This window comes from Sphingobacterium sp. GQ94, assembly GCF_059758715.1.
On record NZ_JCAXEC010000004.1, the window covers coordinates 105,116 to 128,031 of the forward strand.

A 22,916-nucleotide genomic window follows, 5' to 3' on the forward strand; every position below is an offset into this window, starting at 1 on the left:
CTTTTCACGCCACATCTTAGCAAAAATCATTATAATGGTTTTACCTGAGTATCAATAACTAATGTATCGCCAATAGGAATAAGTTCAAAAACAGGATCAGTCCCATCTCCTTTTTTTACATTTCCTTTTTTAAGCTGGATTTGATAGTTGTAATTTCTAAATTCGCAAACTAAATTAGAGGCATTAACCGTCTTGAAAGGAAGTTCATCGTAACGCTCCTCCGGGACATTTAATTCCAACGTCCATTGAAACTTCTTGGACTTTTTTTGACAGCTAACATGAATCTCTTTTTCTTTAAACACAATGTCAAAAACGTGCCCATATTGATCAGTGCTCGTAGTCTGCAATACATCTTTAGCTCGTTCAGTAACAATAGGTGAAGATAGGATCAATTCTTCTCGTTCTCCATTTGGATCTATTTTCATCAAACGTAGGCCAGCGTGTTCTGTCTTTGTACTCCAGAAAAATCCATCAACTAAGGGAAGTGTAAAGTAAAAAAAGCGGTCACCTGTTCCCGGTTTTGTTAAATAATCGGATTGAAAATTCTCATCGAAAAGATGAATATCTCTAAATCGAAACGCATTTTTCTGAAAATATAAGTTTGCACGGTAAAAGCGACTGTTATACCAAACACTCTTGTTTCCCTGCTTCCGATGATCGGTAAGTGTCGTAACAGCTGTGGCCGGGGTTTCTGCAAATTCTTTTTTATACCATTCTCCTGAAGCTTCTAGGGTTTCTATTCTTATTTTCCCAGCTTTTTTCAGCGAATCCAAAATCGGAAATTGCATGAGCAATCCATCTTTCATTTCATTCCAGGTGAACGAATTTTCCTGTCCGACTTGAGCATAATTAAATGCTAGACTCGGTTGATTAACGATAGATTCAAAAAAATAATCAACCCAGTCTTTATTCATACCAGCATGTTCATATACCGGTTCCAGTGAAATGACGCCTTGTCCATCCGTACCTACACCCATGTCATATTGATACATAGGATCACTTCCAAGCATTCGAAAAATAGGAACGGGTATTTGATTTTCTTTTTTTTGAGCCGGCATATAAGCGTTCTTTTTACTTGGGTAGTATGCTTGATTCCAGTAACCACCCCATAAGGTATATCCATCTGTACCCACTTGATCTTTACAATTGCTTGAAGCTACGATGTCATATTTTTCATACATATATAGCAGGGTATGTGAATCGATAAACCACGACCCTACAGATTTGGGATAATGTCCAAAGACACCTTTAAACTTAGCCATATACACATCAACTAAGCGCTCCCTTTCACTAGGCGTGTAGCCTGTAGTAAAAGCAATATTAGCTGTTGAAACCCAATCATGATTTCCTCTCCAGGTTATGCCCGCTGCCTCTACGTGTGGTTTTGTAATTTCCCACCACGCCCCTACTTCAGAATCTTTACTTAGCTCTTTGGTTAATAATTTTTGATATTTTGGATTAATCAATGCATCATATTGCAAAAGGAATGTTCCTGGAAATGCATATTGTTTTAAAAGTGCAACTTGCTTTTGTGTGGCATCGAAAAGCAAACTGTCTGCATTTTTCACACGATAGTCTGTTTGTCGAATAAAATTAATGATATTAATGATTCTTGGTTGCTCTTGTGGTGAGATCTTCTCTTGAGCGAATGTTGAACTAAAATTACTCATCAACACCAGGAGAGTAATTGTCTTTAAAATTAAAGTAAGCTTTGAATTCATAGGTAATTAATAAAAAAACGTCATTCTCTAACTTATATAAATCGATTTAGCTTATAATTGGAATAATCACTTACATCGATTATCATTCTTAAAGCTACCCAATAAAAGTATCGGTTTTTTAATCGTTTTGTTGAATAACAATTAATAATTTATTCAAGGTTAAGAATGTTCAATAGTAAGTTTTTGCTTTTTCAATACCATCCTGTACTGTGCTGTATCCGAATTATTTTTTGGGTTTTCTCATTGGGTCATTTTTTTAGGATTAAATAAATAACCATCAAACCCTCCTGTATGGGAAATAATCTGAATCCGTTTTTCACGTCTAGGTTCCTCACTTTATCTTAAAATTTGTCAAATTAATTTCTCAATTCACCTCCCTTACAAGCTCTTTATCCAGGTTTTCATAATATGTAAAACCTCTGGAGAAATGGTTTCTTCAATAATGGCATATTCACTTATATCTCCAGTTTGCGCGTGTTGAAAAAGATGATTTAAATTAGGCAAAATCATTGTCTTAAAATTCTTATTTCCCGCTTTTGTAAGCAATTTATTGAAGCCATCGAGATTTTCTTTAGCGGATACCTGCGTATCTTTTTCTCCATTTAGAGCCAGCACCGGTATCTTAATTTTCCCGAGCGTAGTTGAAGGGTCGTATGTTAAAAAGTAACGCATCCATGGCATGAAAAAATGAGCCGCCATTTGATCTATATTGCGATTTGCATCAGGGCCTTTATAACCAAGCTTCTCAAGGAATGACTCTGGTTGACTATCTAACCATGCCTGCATTTTCTTTGCAAATATTGGTTGTATTTCTTTTTTTTCTGTATAATTTACTGAAAGATCAATGATCATGCTAATTAATGAATCTAATTTATTGATTTGCTGAGCATCTAGTCCAAGCTGCAAATTACTCCTTTCCATCTGCTTCTGCATCAACTCCATTCCTTTAACTCCCACCCCCGCCAAACTTATGATAAAGGCAATATCAGGAGATCTCACCGCTGCTAAAGGAGCAATCACTCCTCCTTCACTATGACCAATCAAACCTATCTTGTTGATATTAATCCCCTTCCGCGTTTTTAGGTATTCCATACCAACCAAAACATCATCCGCAAAATCCAAAGAGGTAGCATTCATCACCTCTCCCGTGGTTTGGCCAATTCCCCGATCATCAACCCGCAAGACAGCAATACCATTCCTACTTAAATAATCGGCAATTACCCAAAACGGTTTATGACCAAACAATGTTTCGTCTCTATCTTGCTGACCAGATCCAGTAATCAGAATAACTGCTGGAACGTTCTGGTTTGAATCGGGTAAGGTTAGTGTCGCACCATACTGAATTGACTTGTCTTGATTATGGTAAATTACTTTCTCTTCTATGTATGGGAAAGGCTCCCTGGGTGTTTGCGGTCTTTTAATTTCAACGTCCTTTTCGACCCTTTTAAGAACTAATGGCATTGTTCCACCCTGCTTCCACTCTCCCACGAGCTCTGTTCTATCGGCATTAAAAGCACCATAGAAACCACCTCCTATTTGAGCAGAATAAGCAATCACACTGTCTTTTGTAATTGATAATTCAGAAACTTGCAAACCCATGGCACCTTGATCCGGACTGTCGAAAACAGCAGTATTTTGATCGGTTATGCTATCCTTAGATATTTTTAAAACCAAACGAATTGTATTTAGTTCCCCTTGCCAGATTGTTTTATCCAATAAATCTTGCGCTGATAGTCGAGAGACTGAAGCAATCAATAGCAAAAGTGAAACAAATAATTTAATGGTCATAAGAAGTTAGTAGTTGTTTTACTAATATAATTTTTCCTCAGATGAAATACAAACTTTTCACAATACGATTAAACGATTAAAAGCAAATATTTTTCCCAAGTACCTTTTAAGGGGAAAAAATTATTTTTTAAGGTAATGTTTCCTTCAGCTAGAACGCAAATTAAAATTAACCAGAAAGGGGACTTCAAGCTTCTATCAATTGGTTTTGTCAATTTTGCTGATCCAATTCAACCCCTTAAAAAAAGAAGGAAATTGAGTATCCATGTGATCAAGATTCGAATAGATATCAAAAGAAAGGTTTTCTCTTCCTAAATTCTTAACCAACGTATCTGAAATATTTTGCAAACTTAAACTCGATGGATCATCCGAATTTTCAAGCCCTCCGTAAGAGATATATACTTTTTTATTATTGGAATCGGAGTTACGGTACTGGTTGCTCTTGGAAAGCAGATAATAATCATTGTAATGCAGAGAAGGACTGGCTGCAATAAATTTATTGATCTTGCCGTCCACAGAATTCGATGCTTTGAGGAAGGAATATAAAGCGAAATAACCGCCAAGAGAATGTCCATAAAGCACAACATTTGAGGGATCGATTCTATAGGATTTAGAAATTTTCACATACAAATCCTCTTCGATAAACTCCAAAAACTTGTCAGCTCCACCACTTGTGCTCATTTCGTATTCAGCAATCGCTTTTGGATACGTATAGTCACGTTGCCGCAATGAATCCATAGCCTGGAAATCCTTATAACCAATACCAACAAGTATTGCCTGTGGGGATAGACCCACGTTCCCATAATCACGCAGTGCTCTTGCAAAAATATCAAAATACAGATTTGCATCCAGAAGGAATACAACAGGATACTTATCCTTTGAATCCTTATATCCTGTGGGTAAACTAACCTTGATAACAAAATTGTCTTTCACACTAATTGACGTCATCTTAAAGGTCTCAATTAATGACTCATCTCTTGTTGAATCTGTTCTAGGAGTTTGACAGCTTATCAAGATGAAAATGGATACTATAAATAGGCACGTAAAAGGTTGTTTCATAGGAGTCATTTAAGTTTAAATTTAAAAATAATAGTTTTTTTTATTTATTATTCATATTTAACAATCTGTTAACTAAATACTTGCCATTATGAAAATCTATAAATTGGCAAATCGTAGAAATAAAAATCTTGAAATTGATATTGAGGATTGTCGTGCTTAGGAATGTGCCCATACATAAAGTTATGGGTTCCGAGAACTGTGATTTAGGCATATATGAAAAGAATAATAATGGAATATAATTTTTTAAGAAATGATTAAACAATTATTTACCATTAAAAAATTTTTCAGTTTACACTCATTACTAGTATATTTAGTGAACCAATTTATTTACCATGAAGAAATTTCTTTTTATTTCCTTACTAATTTTGTCTCAATTAGGGTTTGCGCAAAATAAACCACTTTACTATAAAATAATAGAAAAGACTGACCAGAACGGTAGCTTGTCTGAAAAGATCTATTATATATCTATACACCAGACCAAAGAAAAAAAAGGTAATCAAAAAACATCTGAAATGCGGGTAGATGGCATAGAAGATATTGATCCAAAAGATAGTTCGGTACATTACTCAAGCTTGAAAACTGAAAATATGGGCCAATACCTTAGAAATTCAGGAAACTTCTTTCATTTGATGCAGAGTTATTTACCAATCCAGTTTACAATTCAAAAAGAAGGTGTAGTGATCGATAGTATAGGTTTTAACGAAAGATTGTCAAGTATTTCTGATGAATTTGCTTTAAAACAGATTTTCACTAGAGAGAATTTATCTTATTTTTACCATGGGTATAAAAGTCTCTTGGATGAAATATATTTCTTTGATCTTTCAGACCTCGCCAATGAAAGTTTGAAACAGTCTGAAATTCATAAATCAGGTTTTAAATATGAAATAAAGGAGAAGAACAAAAATAACTGGACGGTGGAAAAATCTAAAACTGATACATCCATATTTTTTCAAATAATTAAATTCGATCCCAAAACAAACCTTATCCACTCAAAACAGGGTAAGTTTGAACATGTGACAGAGGTTGATGATAAACCTTATAAATTTACTCACATCAAAGTATTATCCAAAGTAAAAAAACACCCCATTGAAACCCTTACTATCAAATATCATGAGATGATCATGAAAGGCAGTCATTGGAGTAAGTATTTTAAATTCAATCAAGAATTAGATAGCATTAAATTCCTCCAGTATATCAGTGATTATGAAAATGAATTTGGATCCGATATCAATTATCTAAAAAGTATATTATCAGCTTATCAGACGAAGGGTGATTATAAATCCTATAACAGGGAATTGATTAAAATACCTAGTAAAAAACTCGCTAATACCCATCACCTTATTAATAAGGTTCAAATTGAAGAGCTACAAGACGAAGATTTTCTAGAAACAGTTTCTTTACTCTCCGACCATCAGCTTTATGACTATTTACAATCGGGATTATCCCAAGGCGTAAAAGCAGATCGTCAAGCAAGCTTGCTAAGAATGAAATCTATTTCTGCCAACCTATCCGAAAGAGAGAAAAGAGCCATAGACCCTATGCTAATATGGGCAAATTATAAAGATTCAAAGGACAATCAAATTGTTCAGGACGGTATTAATAAATTGTACGCTCTACCTAACTCCGACTGGAAGCAAGGGAATGTTGGACGATATTTCATTATGCTGATCCAAGCGCAGTTTGCTAATGGAAGAACTGACCTAAGCGATTATGAGAAAGCCCTAGAACGATTAAAAATCTTAGCAGAAGATGGGGACCTAGATAAAAAACTGATAAATAAGGCTCATCTGGCTCACGTTAATTTTTTGATGTTTGAGGCCTTACAAGAAAAATCTCCTAAAGAAGGTATGATCTATTTAAAAGAGGCCTATACATTGTCTCCTAAAACATCTCAAGACTATGAATACCAAAGTTTTTACGATCAGCATTTCACAGGAAGTAAGAAGGATTACACAGCGGATTATTTGACAGAGTTAGGCAAGCAATTTGGAAAGGATGGGGTACTACAACAATACATAACCGAATTTTCAAACTCACCTGCTAAAAACTATCCCATTCTAAAGAAATTTTATTATGAAAATTACGGTCAATCAGGGTTTGCAGATTTTCTTAAGAATGATGTTCTTAAGCATTTGCAAACTGCCCCGGCTTTTTTATTAAAAGATTTAGCGGGCAATGATGTTTCCCAATCTCAATTCAAAGGGAAATGGACTTTCATTGATTTCTGGGGAACTTGGTGCGCACCATGCGTGGCCGAATTACCTGAATTTAATGCACTTTATGAAAAAAAATTATCTTCGTTGACCGATAAATTAATGGTACTGACTATTTCATGCTATGATAAGGAGCAAGACCTTAAAGAATTCATGACCAAGTATAATTATACCTTTCCCGTACTGATCTCCGATGGCAAGGTTCAAAAAGACTATAAAATCAATGGCTATCCATCAAAGGCACTAATCAGCCCTGACGGTAAGTTGATTCCAATTGAATTTGGACAAGATTGGAAATGGCTACTGGAAGAATTTGTTTTGAATACACCAAAGACATAATCCAATGTGCGTTAATTTTGGGATATTTCAGGATCCAATGTTTGAGTATTGTGATTAATTTCCGATTGCGCTTTTAGTTTTTAATAAAAATAAGGCTCCACTATAGTTGGTAAGTTTGATTAATAATCAGAGAAGAGCAGTATTTTAAGGTTTAGAAGGTTTCCTGACTACACTACTGAGCGATGAACCAAAAGCTGACTAATTCACTATCTTCTGAATTGTTAAAAGAAATTCCTGTGATTTCCATATTAAAGGTTAATTGGTTGACAATGTTATATATTTATGTCTGCATTCTCAAATTTTCGTGAATTTAAAGTAAATTTTTTATTACACTATTCCTTGTTAATGAAAGATTTTTTCTCCATATACATGTTAACAACTATAGTATGAGCAGAATATTAAACGTATAACATAAGCAAGAGATCTAAAGCCTAAGCATTTTTTGTTTTAGTTGAATTTTTAATTATCTTGGTTAAAAATATGCTAAACCAATTCTAGGATGCACCTTAATACATCATCTATGAAACCAACTGCTAACCTCTACTTATTTTTGGCTATACCTGTCTTAGCTTGCACGGTCCTTCTATTTAACTCCTGTGCTAAAGACGATTCTAATAATGAAATGGAGCTAATTGATCCCAATTTAAAAGAGATTATGTTGCAATCAGGCTTTACAGATATGGTATCAATCAAATCGGATGCATGGACCATTTCTTATGTTAAAGATGGAAAAACCGGCGAGTTCTTGAAAGAAACTAATGGAGCACCACTAAAATTAGAAAATTTAGGTGAAGCGGAATTAGAGGATGGATGGTTAAGGCTTGGAAAAATGGAGGATAATACATTAAAAATAACCCTATTGGAAAACTTCAGCAATGAACCTAGAGATTTTATTATTGGGATTTTATCTGGTAACGATCAAAAGGAAATGCATTTTATTCAAAGCAGAGCAGCACAGTATGAACTGGTTAAAAAAGAAATTGAAGAACTCGAAGGTAGTCGAAAAATATACATTAGCGCAGAAGGTTGCAGCTCTTTTACGTTTGTAAATAATTCTGACCAAGAGAAAACAATAGAAACCACAACGGTATTCAAAGACGTAAAATATAAATCGGAATTTTCCAGCGAAGATTATGGTGCTTTTGATTGGTTAAATAAAAAGGACTCTTCAATTTTCATGGATGAGGTGATAAAAGATGGATACAACGTTTGGTCAAAACAAGTGGCTTATAAAAAAGGAATTACCCATGAAAATTTCATCAAAACCGATGGATCTAAAGAACATATAACAATGAGACCCCATTCAACTGCCGTAATAAGTGGCCAAATTGAATATTTAGAGAGAACTTGTAAGTATACCTTTACCATCAAAAATAAAGATTCAGGAAATGAGTTTAAAATTAACGGTATCTGGAAGCAAAAGATACCTTTGGTTTCTCATACTTTGTTGAATTAATAAAGAACATTCCACCAATCATCATTTCAATCTGAAAACTCCTCGTCATCTATTCTCACAGGCTTCCAAATTGTAGGTCTGCATATATTCTTCGCTGGTACTGGTTCAATCAAAAACGTCAAATTGTCTAATCAGGGAGAAATTGTTTTTGATGAAGTATACTTCAACCAATCTCCAAATAATCGTTAAACAGGCACGACCTTATTAGAGAATATTTAAGAACCATTAATTAGTTATTTATCGTTTTTGAACCGCTTAACCAGCCTGCTTAAGATTTAGAAATTTAATTGTGATTCCTATTTGTCCAAGGTGATAAAGGTCATGATGGATCAGCCCTTCGATTAGATGATGAAATGTATATTTATCACGGTAAGTGTTCTCTAAAAAGGAATCCTCCTTGTCCCCCAATATTTCGAGAAGTTGGTAGGTGCTTTGATAAAAATCCTCTCTGAGCTTGACCCAGCCGTCCTCAATAAGCTCTTGGTTTGTGCGCCAATTTTCGGGACTATCCATTGACAGATTCGTCTCCCTCCCGGTGAGTCTATCTATAGATGCTCTGCGCCATACTAAAAGATGAGAGAGGAGCTCACCAACACTGTGCAGTTCGGGGACAGGTCTTTTAAAAACTTGCTCTACCGGAATATTGTCAATTTTCTTTTTAAAACTTTCGTCCAACCAGTTCTCACCTTCCTGTATATCTAAAAACTGTGAAATCATATTCCTTATTAATTTGTTTTCGTTAGTTGCCGGAATTCCTTCTATATTCATAATAATCATTTTTTGTATTAAATAAATTTACAATTGAGATGACGATTTGTTTGCCATTATCCTTAATCAATCGATAATAGGATTAGAATTCCAACTTGGTACGTGGAAGGAATGCAATTACCCAGATATTAGTGTTGGCGCTATGGTGGATATTCAGGAAATAACAAGCTAACAGTAGATTTTCCATACGGATACAATCCTTGGGTTCACGTAAGAAACAGCTCAAAAATTAACTTAAAATTATGAGCATTTTTGTGTCCCTTTTAGTTATCCACCAAAAGGTTGGAAACATGGATGTCTCAAAAATCATGAAGTTATTATTACATTAAGGTGGCCTAACATCCAAATAAAAAGAGCTATCTTAGAAAAAAAAGATTATGTCAAAAGAAAAGGGAGTACAGAAAAGCAACGACAAAAAAACCGCTGTTAAAAATTTGAAGGAGAAAAGGGCTGAGAAAAAATTAAAACAAGCAGAGAAAAGCAGAAAAGACTAATAACTGCATAATAACTGTGAACCCTAATGCCTCATGTCCAAATATATACATGCAAAAGGTCGAAATATTGTATGCTGAAAACGGGCGAATGTATCAAGCGTTTTTAAAGTAAAATAGCCTTTTGAGATAACTCTTATGGCCTGGTTTCTACAATAAGAAATCATCGAAAAATCCGTAATCAATTAAAGATGTTATTAAATTAATTCTTCATTAAGGGCTAACAGAAAGCAAATAAATCAACATAACCTAATTTCAATAATTTCTTCGTTTAGTGACCTCTTCTGGTATACCTAATATACTCAGAAGAGATAGATAGTGAACTATGAAATAATCCCAATTCAAAAACATTAAATTTAATATTTACAATTAGCTGGATAATAAACAACAACCTAGTAGTCTCTTTTTTCGCAGGGAAATTAAAATCACATAGTTCAATAACTTATCCATCATAAGGTTATACACTTTTTAAACGATAAAACCGATCAACGAAATTTAAGGGAAATTATTAATTTTATCTTTAAAGCACAAAATCCAGGATATTAATCAGTAATAGACACATATAATGAACAAATCAACACTTGCTTCCCTATTCTTATTGATCTTTTTGAGTCTTGGAGGATTTGTACGCGCATTTCCCCAAGCGCGGACCTCCTCCCCTAAACCAAATGTTATTCTAATCGTTGGCGAGAGTCACCGTCACGATGCGTTGGGAATCGCTGGGAATCCATTTATACAGACACGCAATCTGGATCAGCTGGCTAGGTCTGGAATTCAATTTAAAAATGCCTATGTAACTACAGCGATTTGTACGGTCAGCAGGGCTTCCATATTAAGTGGTCAACACCGGTTCAAACATGGCATAAATGACTTTTCAACTGGATTCACAGATTCTGCTTTTCAAAACACGTTGCCTATGGTCCTTGGTGAGAATGGTTATCAGTTAGCTTGGATTGGCTCTTTTGGTGTAGGTAAGAATCCCAGCATTTCCTCATTTGATTTATGGGATCCAAATATTCCTTGGATGGAAAATGGAATTCATCAGACAGACAATGTGGCGTTGAAAGCAAACTCTTGGCTGGAAAATTATGATTCGGAATCTCCTTTCTTTATGCAATTGAACTTTTATTCTGCTCATGAGATCGATCCTACAGAAGATAAACCTGCATACTATTTAGTTCAAGATAGGTTTAAGAATCTTTACGAAGAGGTAGAGGTACCTTTTCCTGCCTCTGGGGATTCAGGAGTTTGGAATTCATTTCCAGATTTTTTCAGAAACGATGAGAATATTGCCCGTAAAAGATGGTATGGATTTTTCTCTAATCAGGAGCTGTTTCAGAAAAGCAGCAAGGATTATTACCGATCACTTACCGGGGTAGACCAGGCGATAGGGGAAATATTGAACAAGCTAAAAAAATTAGGTATCGATAAAAACACCATTATCATCTATACCAGTGATCATGGTTTTTCCTTAGGTGAACATGGGATTATGGGAAAATGGTATCCTTTTCAACCCAGCATTAGAGTTCCTTTAATTATTTATAATCCATTTGATGAACATACGAAAGGAAGACAAGACAGTAACTCATTTGCATTGAACATCGATATTGCCCCCACGATCTTAAGCATGGTAGGATTGCAAGCACCACAATCGATGCAAGGGGTTAATCTGATAGATCAATTCAAAGGAAAAATCGATAAACGTGAACAATATTTTTATGAGCATTCGGTCATAGGTTCACCGGGTCTACCAGCTAGCGAGGCTTTGGTAATGAAAGATTATAAATACATTAAGTTCACAGAGCATGATTTTGAGATTTTGTATGATTTAAAAAACGATCCCCAGGAGATTATAAATGAAATCGATAATCCCAGATACAAATCTGTGCTCAATACGCTTAGAGCAGAATTTAAAAAAGAAAGAAAATTATCTGGCGAAATTATAGTAAAGCTAAAAAATAAATAGTCTTTGGCAATCAAAAAAGAAACCCATCTATGTGCAAATGGGTTTCTTTTTGTGTATGGATAATAGGTCTATTGCAGACCTTAATTATCAGTTTATCGAAATTCGTTATGAGAAATCACCCTTGTTAAATCTATGGTTTTTCCTTTAGCACTCCAGATCACCAATTTATTATCGTTCAACATCTTTAATTTTAACGTCTTGTGAACTTTGAACTCATCACTTGTTAACTCCTTTTGAAGAAACTCCACAGATAGAGTTTTGCTATCCTTAGTATAATCCACAATTCTATAATGCAAGTGGTATGCCTCATCTATAGTTTTACCACTTCTGGTTAATCTCACCATGTTATTATCCATAAATGTGATATTTTTCAACATTCCGTTATTCGCTTTCCAGGAGCCTAGCAAAAACTTTTCATAATTTTTAAGACTATCCATATTGCCTGCAAATGCCCACGTGGAAATTAAAAATATCAGTGTACCTAAGATCGTTTTCATAATAATGAGGATTTATATAGTTGATAATAAATTATTTAATATATACCGAATATTTTCACAAACGCGATCGTTGCTTATTATTCTATTCATTTTTAGCGCTAGAGCCAATACATAAAAATAAGAAATTAAAACAAAAATTCACTTATCCGCTTTATGATTAAAAACAAATCATCCTAAATTTAGTTTCGCTCCCTATCGCTTTCCAACTAACTTTTATTTTGAATTAAACTGATTCTCAAATATATCCAGTATAGATTAATCAGGTCTTACTACCAGATAAATCCAGTTAATTTTATCGGAAATTCATGAGGCGATTTCTTGGGGTAAAATGAACATGGTATAGTGTTTCAGCATCTGCTATAACTTTTTCCTAAAATATCCCTGAAAATTATCTTGAAATTTTATCCCATTTTTCAATTTGTATTTACTCAATTTATTATGCAAAGTTAATCCTCAGAAACCAAAGTGTATGTCTGGTCCTATTTTTTGCAGCAAAAGCATAATTTATATTTGGTTTAATCATCTCTTTTTAGATATGATTATCAAAATACAACGTTGAACTCATATTTTCTTTGGCCAAAATTTATTTTAAAAGAAGCCATCTTTCAAGGCTTAATTTTTATTTTACTAGCAATGCCCTTAAGCTGATTTCGGCTTTAAGAACATTACCTACTGGACACATTCCTTTTGCTTTTATTGCCAGTTCCTGAAATTGCTCCTCTGCAATACCAGGTATCTTAGCTTTTAATGAAAGGTCTGAATTTGTAATACTATTGTTTTCTAATAATAATTCAACGGATGTTTCCAGTCTTTCCGCATTAAACCCCGCCTGTGAAAGAATAAAACTTAGGGTAAGGTTGAAACAGGCAGCATGTGCAGAGCCCAAAAGTTCTTCAGGATTAGTCAGTGCCGTTTCTTCGCTTTTTTTTGCAAAAACAGGTTTGAACGCTACATTATGCAATGAGGAATGTTCGGCATCTATCTGTCCTACGCCCTCTTTAAAACTTCCTTGCCATACGGCCGTGATCTTTGATTTCATAAAGCTGTTTATTTAAATGATGATATGGATATAAGGAACTCCGGGGCAATTGGCGGACGATGTAGAGACCTCCCAATGTATTGGAAATTTTTTCCCATTTTTAATTTATGTTTATTGCTTTTCTAAATTCCGCAAGGGGGCGCCCCAACTAAAAAGCTAAACACATTCTGGGATATTGTAAAATCAAACTTTAACCCGACTTTTCTTCTTGCGTGATCTATTCAGACTGATAGAAATTCTTCAGTATTCTTTATTTCAGCGTAAAAGAATGCGAGTGCAGCAAGGAATGCATTGTGCACATCTTCTGCTTTTATATTTTTTCCGTGGATTTCAAGGTCACGCGAAGCACAGGCATCACCAATTACAGTACACTTGTATTCAAAATCAAATGCGGCTCTGGTGGTTGCATCAACACACATATGTGTCATCATCCCAGTGATGACCACTTCGGTTACTTCATTTTCTTTTAAAAAATCTAAAAGACCTGTTCCTCTGAAACTATTTGGATAGCTTTTTTGAAATACTTTTTCTCCATTAAGTGGTTTTACATTTTGATGGATTTCCACACCATGTGTCCCCAAAGCCATAAATGGTGCGCCATCGGGACTTACGTGTTGAATGTGTGCAATCGGAAGGTTCTTCGCTCTAAAGTGTTCGAGCACTTTATGTGCGTTAACGCTCGCTTGTATTGGATTGACTAACGGTAAAGCTCCATTTTCAAAATAATCATTCTGAATATCGATTACGATTAATGCTTGTTTTCTCATAATATTTTACATTATTGTTATAACACAAAATTACAAGGATACCCGAAATTAGATACTACCAAAAAGTATATAAGAGATACCATTTTGATAACCTAAGAGCATTTCATTTGAAATTGAAGCTAAAAAAACTAAGCGATAAATTTTAGATTACTGGAATTACGGAACATCTAAAGTATGCTTGCTTATTTCAAGTTTTCCAATCCGAAAGAAGCTAGTTTATCCACAATAGGCAATGTCTTTAAACCCAATTCAGTCAAGCGGTATTCGACTCTGGGCGGAATTTCGGGATAGGCCTTTTTAGATACGAACTTGTTTTCTACTAAAAAGTTTAATTCTTGGATTAGCATTTTTTCACTAATATTAGGAATGCACCGTTTAAGTTCCCCATATCTCAAAACTCTTTCATTTATTTGAAATAATATTAGTAATGTCCATTTACCACCTAATAATACCAATGATTTTCTGACAGGACAGTTCTCGTCTGACTTGTTAATTATTTTTTGAGTTTTTTTCATCTGATAATCACTATTTCTAACCTCTTGGTAAGTACACCACTAATAGGTAAGTACTTGTACAAAGGTAAGTAATGTTCTAATTTTACACAATAAACATTTAAAAACAGAATATTATGACTGCTAAAAAAGTAATAATGGCTTATGCTGAAGCCTTATCAAAAGGCGATATTGCGACCGCATTTTCATTTTTCAGCGAAGAAGTTCAATGGCATCAACCCGGAAATAATCAATTTTCGGGGTCGAAAAAAGGTGCGGACGAAATCGGTAAGATGATTCGTGGCATGATTGAGGTTTCTACTGGAACATTTACCTTAACGCCCAATGGACAATTAATGGTAAATGGTAATTTGGTAGCAATGCCCCTGCGCTTCAGTGGTACTATTGATGAACGTAAAATGGATATGGCGGGTATTGATTTGTTTAAAGTTGAAGCTGAAAAAATTACAGAGGTCTGGTTATTTTCCGAAGACCAAGAAGCCGAAGATATCTTTTGGGGGAAATAATCATTAAATTGTTTGATACAAAAAAAAACAAATAGCACTCATTCCGGAGTGCTATATACCTCATATTGTTTCAGCACATGCTAAATATTATTCCTAAGATATCCCTGAAAATTATCCTGAAATTCTAGCCCGTTTTCCAATTTATATTTACTCAATTTATTATGCAAAGTTAATCCCCACAAAACAAACTCGCTGAGAAAATAAATGTCTTCTTTTTTTGTATCCGGATGATACTTTTGGATTAAGCTCTGGATGGGATCTACCTGTCCCAAGGTATTTTGATATTCTAAATCCCCTATTTCATCGGGTAGCTGAATTCCATCTGAATTCAAAAACCATTGTACAATTTCATCGTAGGGATATCGCTCATTTTCCTTTTCCAATTTTTCTATTTTGGGAAATAAGGTTGGGAACAAGGTTTTGATCGCACTTTCAATTAAATGTATTGCTACACTGGAGGCACCCTGTTGTTCTCCTTCATAGACCAGTTCTACCTTTCCCGTAATGGAAGGAACAATTCCTGCAAAATCGCTCAACCGCACCGAGGTAACTGAATCTCCATTTTTTAGCATGCGTAATTCAGCGGTACTTAATAAGTTTTGAAATGCTGTAATTCCCATTCTCGCACTAACTCCGCTTTTTTCATCGATGTACTCACTAGCGCGCGCTTCGAAACTGATTTGCTCCAAGATATCACGAGCTAGCTCTGGCACGTAAATCTGCTCCTTTTGCTGGACTTCCAGGCCTGCTTCCTGCTCGGTGATCGTTCTGGCTACCGCCACTGAAGTGGGGTAATGTGTAAGAATCTGAGAACCTATACGGTCTTTCAAGGGTGTCACAATACTCCCTCTGTTGGTATAATCCTCAGGATTGGCCGTAAAGACAAACTGTAAGTCCAAAGGCAACCGCAATTTAAACCCGCGGATTTGTATATCTCCCTCTTGTAGTATATTAAATAGAGCAACCTGTATTCGCGCCTGTAAATCAGGTAATTCATTAATCACAAATATGGAGCGGTTGGCACGCGGAATCATCCCGAAATGGATCACCCGGTCGTCCGCATAACTGAGTCTCAAATTCGCCGCTTTGATGGGATCTACATCTCCGATCAGATCCGCTACCGTTACATCAGGTGTCGCCAATTTCTCGGAGAAACGTTCGTCCCTATGCAGCCAACCAATGGGCGTGTTATCGCCTTGCTCTTTGATTAACTCCACAGCATAACGGGAAATTGGTCGATACGGATCATCATTGATTTCAGAACCTTCAACGATCGGTATATATTCATCCAATAGATTCACCATCAGTCTTGCCAATCTCGTTTTTGCTTGACCACGAAGTCCTAATAAATTGATGTTATGTTTGGATAGGATGGCTCTTTCCAATTCAGGAATCACCGTATCCTGGTAACCATGCACCCCTTCAAAAACCGTTTCACCCTTACGAATTTTCTCAATCAGGTTTTGACGTAATTCTTCTTTTATGCTTCTAGGCGTATAATCTGCACGTTTTAGCTCTCCAAAAGTTTTAATCTTCGTATAATCCATTTATTGTTTGTTATTATAATTCAATAGTTTATCGTATTCTCTTTTTTCGATTATTCTCATAATCTTCAAAAATCATTTCGCCTAGACCACCCAACCCCGTATAGTATGCTTTGCCACGATTGGAAGCCGTAAATTCATCAACAAACTCCTGAAGATATGGATCCGAGGTGATCATAAAAGTTGTGATTGGAATTCCCAGTTTCCTGGCCTGTCCAGCCATGCTGTAGCATTTACTGGTGATTAGAGGATCTAAACCCATAGGGTTCTTGTAATACGTTCCATCTGGCATTTTCAAGCAGCTAGGTTTTCCATCGGTAATCATGAAGATCTGCTTGTTTGCATGACGTTTACCTCGCAGTATATCCAAAGCCAGTTGCACACCAGCAACGGTATTTGTGTGAAATGGTCCTACTTGCAGGTACGGTAAATCTTTGACCGCTATAGGCCAGGCATCGTTACCAAAAACGATCACATCGAGCGAATCTTTTGGGTAGCGTGTCAGAATTAGCTCGGACAATGCCATAGCTACTTTCTTGGCAGGCGTGATCCGGTCTTCTCCATATAAGATCATACTGTGGCTGATATCAATCATTAGCACAGTACTCATTTGCGATTTAAATTGCGTGTCCTCTACGACCAAATCATTCTCTAACAAACTGAAATCACCAATCCCATGGTTGACCTGCGCATTTTTCAAGCTCTCAGTCATGGATATTTTTTCCAGACCATCACCATATTGATAACTTCTAAAGTCTCCTGTATTCTCATCACTTCTTCCAGTGTACTTGGTGTTGTGATTGCCAGATTTCCCTTTATGCATTTTCCCGAAAATCTGATCCAATGCAGTTTTGCGCAATGCTTTCTCCATTTTCGAGCTGATCTCCATGCCCGCATTTCCACTAAAATCCAAACGTTCTTGAATATAGCCCTTGGCCTTGAGATCTTCTATGAAATCGTCTATTGTATACTCAGGAGTGGTCAACTGATACTCTTTGTCCACCTGTCTTAACCAATCGATAGCCTCCTCAAAATCACCTGAAGTATAAGTTATAAGCTCTTTGAATATCTCAAACAACTTATCAAAAGGACTCTGAAAAGGTTTTTCATATTGCTTGAAGACAAATCCTTTATTTCTCTGCGTATTGTTCATCTTTTTTGTTCATTGATGAGCCTAATTTTATCTTCATGAACCCGACTGTTCGAACTCAGGACAATCACGACAAGCTCATATCTTAAATCTACGATATAAAAATCTTTATTTCAGAAGGAAATATCATAATACAATCATTTCTTCATCTGTTAATAAGGTATGACAAGCAAAAAATAGCGCGATTTAGGATTAAAGGATTGGAATTATCGCTTGAAAATTAGGATCGGTATATAACCAGATCATGCTAAAAAATTATTTAAATTACATCTTTTGTATAGAGAAAAATTATGATAATCTTCAAAACAATACAAAGATTCAACGGTTGCAATTGTTAACTTTTTTAGTATTTTTACACTAAATATATTAGTATGGAAAGACTGGAAGAGAAACTCAAGATCTTAGCCGATGCTGCAAAATACGACGTAAGTTGCAGTTCATCAGGATCAAAAAGAAAAAACACTGGAGGTATAGGCGATGCTTCATTTTCTGGTATTTGCCACACCTACACCGAGGACGGACGTTGCGTCTCCTTACTAAAAATATTATTAACCAACCATTGTATATACGATTGTGCATTTTGTGTAAGCCGTCGCAACAATGATGTCCAACGGGCAGCATTCACCGTAGAGGAAGTCGTGGAATTGACCATGAATTTCTACCGGCGCAATTATATTGAAGGACTATTTCTAAGTTCCGGTATTTTTAAAAATGCAGATTATACGATGGAAAGATTACTACGCATCGTCAAGAAATTACGAAACCAGGAACGCTACAATGGATATATACACCTTAAAACAATTCCTGGAGCTAGTGAAGAACTCATTCAAGAAGCCGGTCTATATGTAGACCGGATGAGTATCAATCTGGAGCTACCGACCGAGGCCGGTCTTAAACTAATGGCACCTGAAAAAGACCATGCCTCAGTGAAACGTCCATTAGCATTTATAAATAACAAGTTGATACAATTCAAAGACGAAAAAAAACTTATTAAACATACACCAAGTTTCGTACCTGCAGGGCAAAGTACTCAAATGGTTATTGGGGCGACACCGGAAAACGATTATGAAATAATGCGGGTCGCCAATGATTTTTATAAAAATTATAATTTGAAGCGCGTTTATTATTCAGGTTATATACCCATAACCAATGACCATAAGTCACTACCACAAATTGGTAGTGCTCCACCTCTTGTTCGTGAAAACAGACTGTATCAGACCGATTGGCTACTGAGATTTTATGGTTTCAATATTCACGAAATTTTAAATACCTCTTTTCAACATCTGGATTTACAGATCGATCCCAAGCTAAGCTGGGCCCTACGTAATCCACAATTTTTTCCTATCGACATCAATACTTCTGACTACTGGATGATCATCCGTATTCCTGGCCTAGGAAGACAAACTGCTATGAAGATCATTCAGGCCCGAAAATTTGGTAAGCTTAGGGAGTATCAGGTCAAAAGAATGGGTATTGCATTTAACCGGGCCAAGCACTTTATGGTTTGCGCGGACACCGTAGCTCCTTTTGGAAGCATTGAAATGAATAAGGTGAGACAACACATATTGAGCAGTTCTAAATCTCCAGCTATTACGACACAGCAGTTATCATTATTTTAAGATGGTCTATATTTATGATGGTACTTATTCGGGTCTTTTAAGCGCCGTGTTTACAGCATTTGAATTCAGAGAATTGAAGGTAAACATCGCTACAAAAACGGATTACCAAGATAGTTTATTTGAGGCCTCAAGAGAAATCCTTACCGATCGTAAAAAATCCGACCGCGTTCACAAAGGACTTCTCAAGCTCCTCCCTACGGACAAAGCCTTAGATTTTTGGAGAGGATTCCTTTATGAGGATATAAAGATGAATCAAATTCTATTTAAACTCATTATATCTGTTTTCCAAGGTTCAACGCATATTCTTCAGAATTTTGGGGATGAATCTGTTTTGCAATTTAAACAGGCCGTGAAAAAAGTGAATAGAGAAAAACACAGGATGAAGGCATTTGTTCGTTTTCGGAAAAGCGCAGATGGTATGTTTGTATCGGTCGTTGAGCCTGACTTCAATGTATTACCCTTGGTCGTTCCATTTTTTAAAAACAGATATACTGACCAATCCTGGCTCATTTATGACAATAAGCGGAAATATGGGATCTATTATAATCTTCATCAGGTGAGCGAGGTCACCTTGAGCGAGGGTGAAAAGGCGCTACAAAGCGCCACGGAGGCCATTGAACTTGATGCAAAAGACAAACGCTATGAGAAAATGTGGGAGAGTTATTTCCAGAGCACAAATATTGAAGCTCGAAAAAATTTAAAACTACATCTAAGGCACGTCCCTAAGAGATATTGGAAATATCTTCCTGAAAAAATGAGTAATCTCGACATCTCATAAAGTTGTCGATAATGCTGTAAATTGAGTTATAATCATGTTCTCAATGGTATTCAAGGAATTCGGCTCCAAAGTTACGCTGGAAAGCTACCTTTTTGTCCTTCCATTTGACATTTGTTGGGATGAATTCAGCTCATCCTCCATTCGACAATAATTATTCGTTACAGCTTTAGGAAGGTTTAGCCTTAATTTTGTAAATTTGGCGCATGGAACAGCAGGCAAACAATCCATTACATGGCAAAAGACTAGATACTATTCTCGAAGAACTACTTGAATATTATGGTGGATGGAAAGGATTAGCTCAACAGGTGAGAATAAATTGCTTTGCTGAGAATCCAAGTATTAATTCGTCACTAAAATTTTTGCGTAAAACACCTTGGGCCCGTAAAAAAGTAGAGGATTTATATATTGAAGTAATTGCCAAGTAATGCGTTGTGTACTGGAATAAATCCATCGCATACCATTTTTCTGAGTAAGTTTTTATGTTTACTGGTAAGCTATATTCTCTACTACTTTTTAAATTCAGATCAGTATGAATGATTGATATGTCAATCAAAAACATCCGATATGATTGAAATATCAATCATATCGTGTTCGCAATCTCACAATTAAATCATACTTAAATTAACAAAAATCTAAACCCAGGGAATCGATGCGATTTGTAATCCTTTTTTTAGATATACCTTTCTTTAATCATATTTATATGGTGAATCTCATGTCCAATAATAGACTTAAGAAAGTCATTAAGTGAGAGATCATACTGTTTGGCCTTGCCTTTTACTGCCAGTTGACTTCTCGATAATGACTCAATAAAACTAATCGACGCCCTCCTTACATTCTCAAAGTCAGTGAGTAGTTGTTGGAATGGCAACTCTTCAAAACGGCTGTTATCGACCAAGAAGTTTTGGTCATAACCCCATAGCTCCACGGACTCATTTCTACTGAGCAGAAATGCTCGATACATCTTTATCCGCTCATGATCCGTAATGTGACCAACGATCTGTTTGATACTCCATTTCTCTGGTGCATAACGATAAGCTGCTTTATGTTCACTGATTGATTTTAGAAAAGCAAAGGTAGATGGTGAAGAAAAGAGTAGCCTGCAATCCATTTCCTTAACAAGGTTAAAATAATATGGAAAGCCATCTTTTGGTGTATAGTCCATTGAGTTCTAAATTGTTTGAGATGTACTCTAAATTACTTTTTTACTCTGGAAAGATCATATTTCTACACAGAATTTTATTGATACCACCATAAACGATGCTTCTGGAGTACAGAGTAGTTACATGCGCAAATCTCCAAAATAAGGTTGCCTTTATTTTGGAGATTCATTTGCAGTCTATAAGAAACCAAAAATGATCGACTATAAATCAATTGGAAAAGGATCCACGAACCGCAGCTTTTTATCAAACATGTAATATTCATCCTCCTTTAGCAAACACCTTTGTAACTCGCCAACCATTTTCTCTTGATCAATATCTTGCCCAATAAACACAAGCTCGTTCATCCGATCGCCCCACTGTGTGCTCCGACTCTCCAGGTAAACCTGATTGTCAACAAAACTTTCATAACGTATCCGTTCGGAATAAGGCATGCTTACCCACCACAGACCAGAGTTCTCTAGCCTGGAAGAACCGCCTGCCTGTGAAAAGTTTAAAGCTTCATTGGGTCTGGAAGCTAGCCAGAAAAGGCCTTTCGCGCGAATAACACCAGCCGGGTACTCATTGTTTAGATAGTTCCAAAACCGCTCCGGATGGAAGGGCCGCTGATCTCTGAAGACAAAAGAACTGATTCCATATTCTTCAGTTTCTGGGGTATGACTTTCCGCTTCCAGCTCCTTTTGCCATCCCGTCGAGCTCTGGGCCTGTTCAAAATCAAAAAGCTTCGTATCCAGGATCTCTTGAAGCTCTACTTTTCCAAAACAGGTATCGAGTATTTTTGCACCTGGGTTTAATTTTTGAATAGCAGCCTTTAAAACACCAAGAGTTCCAGGCTCTACCAAATCCGTCTTATTCAGGACAATGACATTCGCAAATTCTATCTGGTCGGTAAGCAAATTCACAATCGTCCGCTCATCACCTTCCATATCGGTCAGATTTCGGTCCTGCAACAACTCATTGGTGCCAAAATCTTTAAAAAAATTGAAACAATCCACCACCGTAACCATCGTATCAATGTAACTGAAGCGGGACAAATCTATCCCGTTATCCTGATCAATATAGGAAAAGGTTTGTGCAACAGGGATTGGCTCACTGATACCTGTACTTTCTATTAGCAGATAATCGAATCGACCTTCACTCGCTAGCTTTTCTACCTCGATCATTAGATCTTCCCTCAGGGTACAGCAAATACATCCATTACTCATTTCCACGAGTTTCTCTTGGGTACGCGATAATGTTTCTTGCTCCTCAATCAATCGTGCATCTACATTCACTTCACTCATATCGTTCACGATTACCGCGACCTTTAGACCCTTTTTGTTGTGTAATATATGGTTGAGAAGTGTGGTTTTTCCTGCACCAAGAAAACCGCTTAAAACTGTAACGGGAAGTTTTTTTGTCCCAACCTTCCGTTTATTTTCCAATAGTAGTGTCTGTGACTCCATATATTTTAGTATTGATAAATTTATTTACGACCTTTCAACCATCTGCAAATAATACACTGGCCATCACCAGTACTGTCTTTTTTCACCAGCTATTTTTTACTACA

Annotated in this window: 19 protein-coding genes; 7 read left to right on the forward strand and 12 right to left on the reverse strand. The window is 36.1% G+C overall.

The features are described from left to right. Window positions 1-29 precede the first annotated feature (29 nt). The 3 genes from AC6CHH_RS05525 to AC6CHH_RS05535 form a co-directional block, all read right to left on the reverse strand. The gene (locus AC6CHH_RS05525; protein ID WP_498280558.1) at window positions 30-1,721 is read right to left on the reverse strand and encodes a hypothetical protein; all 1,692 of its coding nucleotides are present in this window, start codon (window positions 1,719-1,721) and stop codon (window positions 30-32) included. Between the two features lie 378 nt (window positions 1,722-2,099). After that, complete coding sequence (locus tag AC6CHH_RS05530; protein ID WP_498280560.1) at window positions 2,100-3,509, reverse strand: alpha/beta hydrolase family protein; 1,410 nt, start codon at window positions 3,507-3,509, stop codon at window positions 2,100-2,102. Between the two features lie 195 nt (window positions 3,510-3,704). Further along, a complete protein-coding gene (locus AC6CHH_RS05535; RefSeq protein ID WP_498280562.1) occupies window positions 3,705-4,565 on the reverse strand; it encodes an alpha/beta hydrolase in 861 nt (286 codons plus the stop codon). A gap of 332 nt (window positions 4,566-4,897) precedes the next feature. On the opposite strand from AC6CHH_RS05535, the gene AC6CHH_RS05540 reads away from it, so the two are divergent. Next, window positions 4,898-7,117 carry a TlpA family protein disulfide reductase gene (locus AC6CHH_RS05540; protein WP_498280564.1) on the forward strand — a complete coding sequence of 740 codons (2,220 nt, stop codon included), beginning with the start codon at window positions 4,898-4,900 and terminating at the stop codon, window positions 7,115-7,117. A 520-nt stretch (window positions 7,118-7,637) separates the two neighbouring features. After that, window positions 7,638-8,573, forward strand: coding sequence for a hypothetical protein (locus tag AC6CHH_RS05545; RefSeq protein ID WP_498280566.1), 936 nt, complete (start codon window positions 7,638-7,640; stop codon window positions 8,571-8,573). Window positions 8,574-8,828: 255 nt separating this feature from the next. On the opposite strand, the gene AC6CHH_RS05550 is transcribed toward AC6CHH_RS05545, so the two are convergent. After that, the gene (locus AC6CHH_RS05550; protein WP_498280568.1) at window positions 8,829-9,341 is read right to left on the reverse strand and encodes a DinB family protein; all 513 of its coding nucleotides are present in this window, start codon (window positions 9,339-9,341) and stop codon (window positions 8,829-8,831) included. 1,056 nt (window positions 9,342-10,397) lie between these two features. Between AC6CHH_RS05550 and AC6CHH_RS05555 the strand changes: the two genes are divergently transcribed. Continuing rightward, window positions 10,398-11,798: a sulfatase-like hydrolase/transferase gene (locus AC6CHH_RS05555; RefSeq protein WP_498280570.1), complete on the forward strand. Its 1,401-nt coding sequence runs from the start codon at window positions 10,398-10,400 to the stop codon at window positions 11,796-11,798. A 92-nt stretch (window positions 11,799-11,890) separates the two neighbouring features. Here the strand turns inward: AC6CHH_RS05555 and AC6CHH_RS05560 are convergent, their stop codons facing one another. The 4 genes from AC6CHH_RS05560 to AC6CHH_RS05575 all read right to left on the reverse strand — a co-directional run bounded on the left by AC6CHH_RS05560 (window position 11,891) and on the right by AC6CHH_RS05575 (window position 14,616). Then, window positions 11,891-12,295, reverse strand: a complete 405-nt coding sequence (locus tag AC6CHH_RS05560) for a hypothetical protein (protein ID WP_498280572.1) — start codon at window positions 12,293-12,295, stop codon at window positions 11,891-11,893. A 619-nt stretch (window positions 12,296-12,914) separates the two neighbouring features. Beyond that, window positions 12,915-13,334, reverse strand: a complete 420-nt coding sequence (locus AC6CHH_RS05565; protein ID WP_498280574.1) for an OsmC family peroxiredoxin — start codon at window positions 13,332-13,334, stop codon at window positions 12,915-12,917. 221 nt (window positions 13,335-13,555) lie between these two features. Then, on the reverse strand, window positions 13,556-14,101 hold the full coding sequence (locus AC6CHH_RS05570; protein WP_498280576.1) for a cysteine hydrolase family protein: 546 nt from the start codon (window positions 14,099-14,101) through the stop codon (window positions 13,556-13,558). Between the two features lie 182 nt (window positions 14,102-14,283). Continuing rightward, window positions 14,284-14,616, reverse strand: a complete 333-nt coding sequence (locus tag AC6CHH_RS05575) for a winged helix-turn-helix transcriptional regulator (protein WP_498280579.1) — start codon at window positions 14,614-14,616, stop codon at window positions 14,284-14,286. Between the two features lie 113 nt (window positions 14,617-14,729). On the opposite strand from AC6CHH_RS05575, the gene AC6CHH_RS05580 reads away from it, so the two are divergent. After that, window positions 14,730-15,119, forward strand: a complete 390-nt coding sequence (locus tag AC6CHH_RS05580) for a nuclear transport factor 2 family protein (protein WP_498280581.1) — start codon at window positions 14,730-14,732, stop codon at window positions 15,117-15,119. 80 nt (window positions 15,120-15,199) lie between these two features. Here AC6CHH_RS05580 and AC6CHH_RS05585 read toward each other — a convergent pair whose 3' ends face one another. Continuing rightward, window positions 15,200-16,666 carry a magnesium chelatase gene (locus tag AC6CHH_RS05585; protein ID WP_498280583.1) on the reverse strand — a complete coding sequence of 489 codons (1,467 nt, stop codon included), beginning with the start codon at window positions 16,664-16,666 and terminating at the stop codon, window positions 15,200-15,202. 28 nt (window positions 16,667-16,694) lie between these two features. After that, entirely contained in the window at window positions 16,695-17,816 is a 1,122-nt protein-coding gene (locus tag AC6CHH_RS05590) for a vWA domain-containing protein (protein ID WP_498280586.1), read from the reverse strand. 368 nt (window positions 17,817-18,184) lie between these two features. Between AC6CHH_RS05590 and AC6CHH_RS05595 the strand changes: the two genes are divergently transcribed. The 3 genes from AC6CHH_RS05595 to AC6CHH_RS05605 all read left to right on the forward strand — a co-directional run bounded on the left by AC6CHH_RS05595 (window position 18,185) and on the right by AC6CHH_RS05605 (window position 20,635). After that, a complete protein-coding gene (locus AC6CHH_RS05595) occupies window positions 18,185-19,432 on the forward strand; it encodes a putative DNA modification/repair radical SAM protein (RefSeq protein ID WP_498280588.1) in 1,248 nt (415 codons plus the stop codon). A gap of 1 nt (window position 19,433) precedes the next feature. Continuing rightward, window positions 19,434-20,210 (forward strand): TIGR03915 family putative DNA repair protein, encoded by a 777-nt coding sequence (locus AC6CHH_RS05600; protein ID WP_498280590.1) that lies wholly within the window; start codon window positions 19,434-19,436, stop codon window positions 20,208-20,210. Between the two features lie 203 nt (window positions 20,211-20,413). Then, window positions 20,414-20,635 (forward strand): VF530 family protein, encoded by a 222-nt coding sequence (locus AC6CHH_RS05605; protein ID WP_498280591.1) that lies wholly within the window; start codon window positions 20,414-20,416, stop codon window positions 20,633-20,635. Window positions 20,636-20,880: 245 nt separating this feature from the next. On the opposite strand, the gene AC6CHH_RS05610 is transcribed toward AC6CHH_RS05605, so the two are convergent. Together AC6CHH_RS05610 and AC6CHH_RS05615 are read right to left on the reverse strand one after the other, a co-directional pair. Next, complete coding sequence (locus AC6CHH_RS05610; protein WP_498280592.1) at window positions 20,881-21,372, reverse strand: DinB family protein; 492 nt, start codon at window positions 21,370-21,372, stop codon at window positions 20,881-20,883. Window positions 21,373-21,570: 198 nt separating this feature from the next. Beyond that, window positions 21,571-22,812 carry a GTP-binding protein gene (locus AC6CHH_RS05615; RefSeq protein ID WP_498280594.1) on the reverse strand — a complete coding sequence of 414 codons (1,242 nt, stop codon included), beginning with the start codon at window positions 22,810-22,812 and terminating at the stop codon, window positions 21,571-21,573. Between the last annotated feature and the right edge of the window lie 104 nt (window positions 22,813-22,916).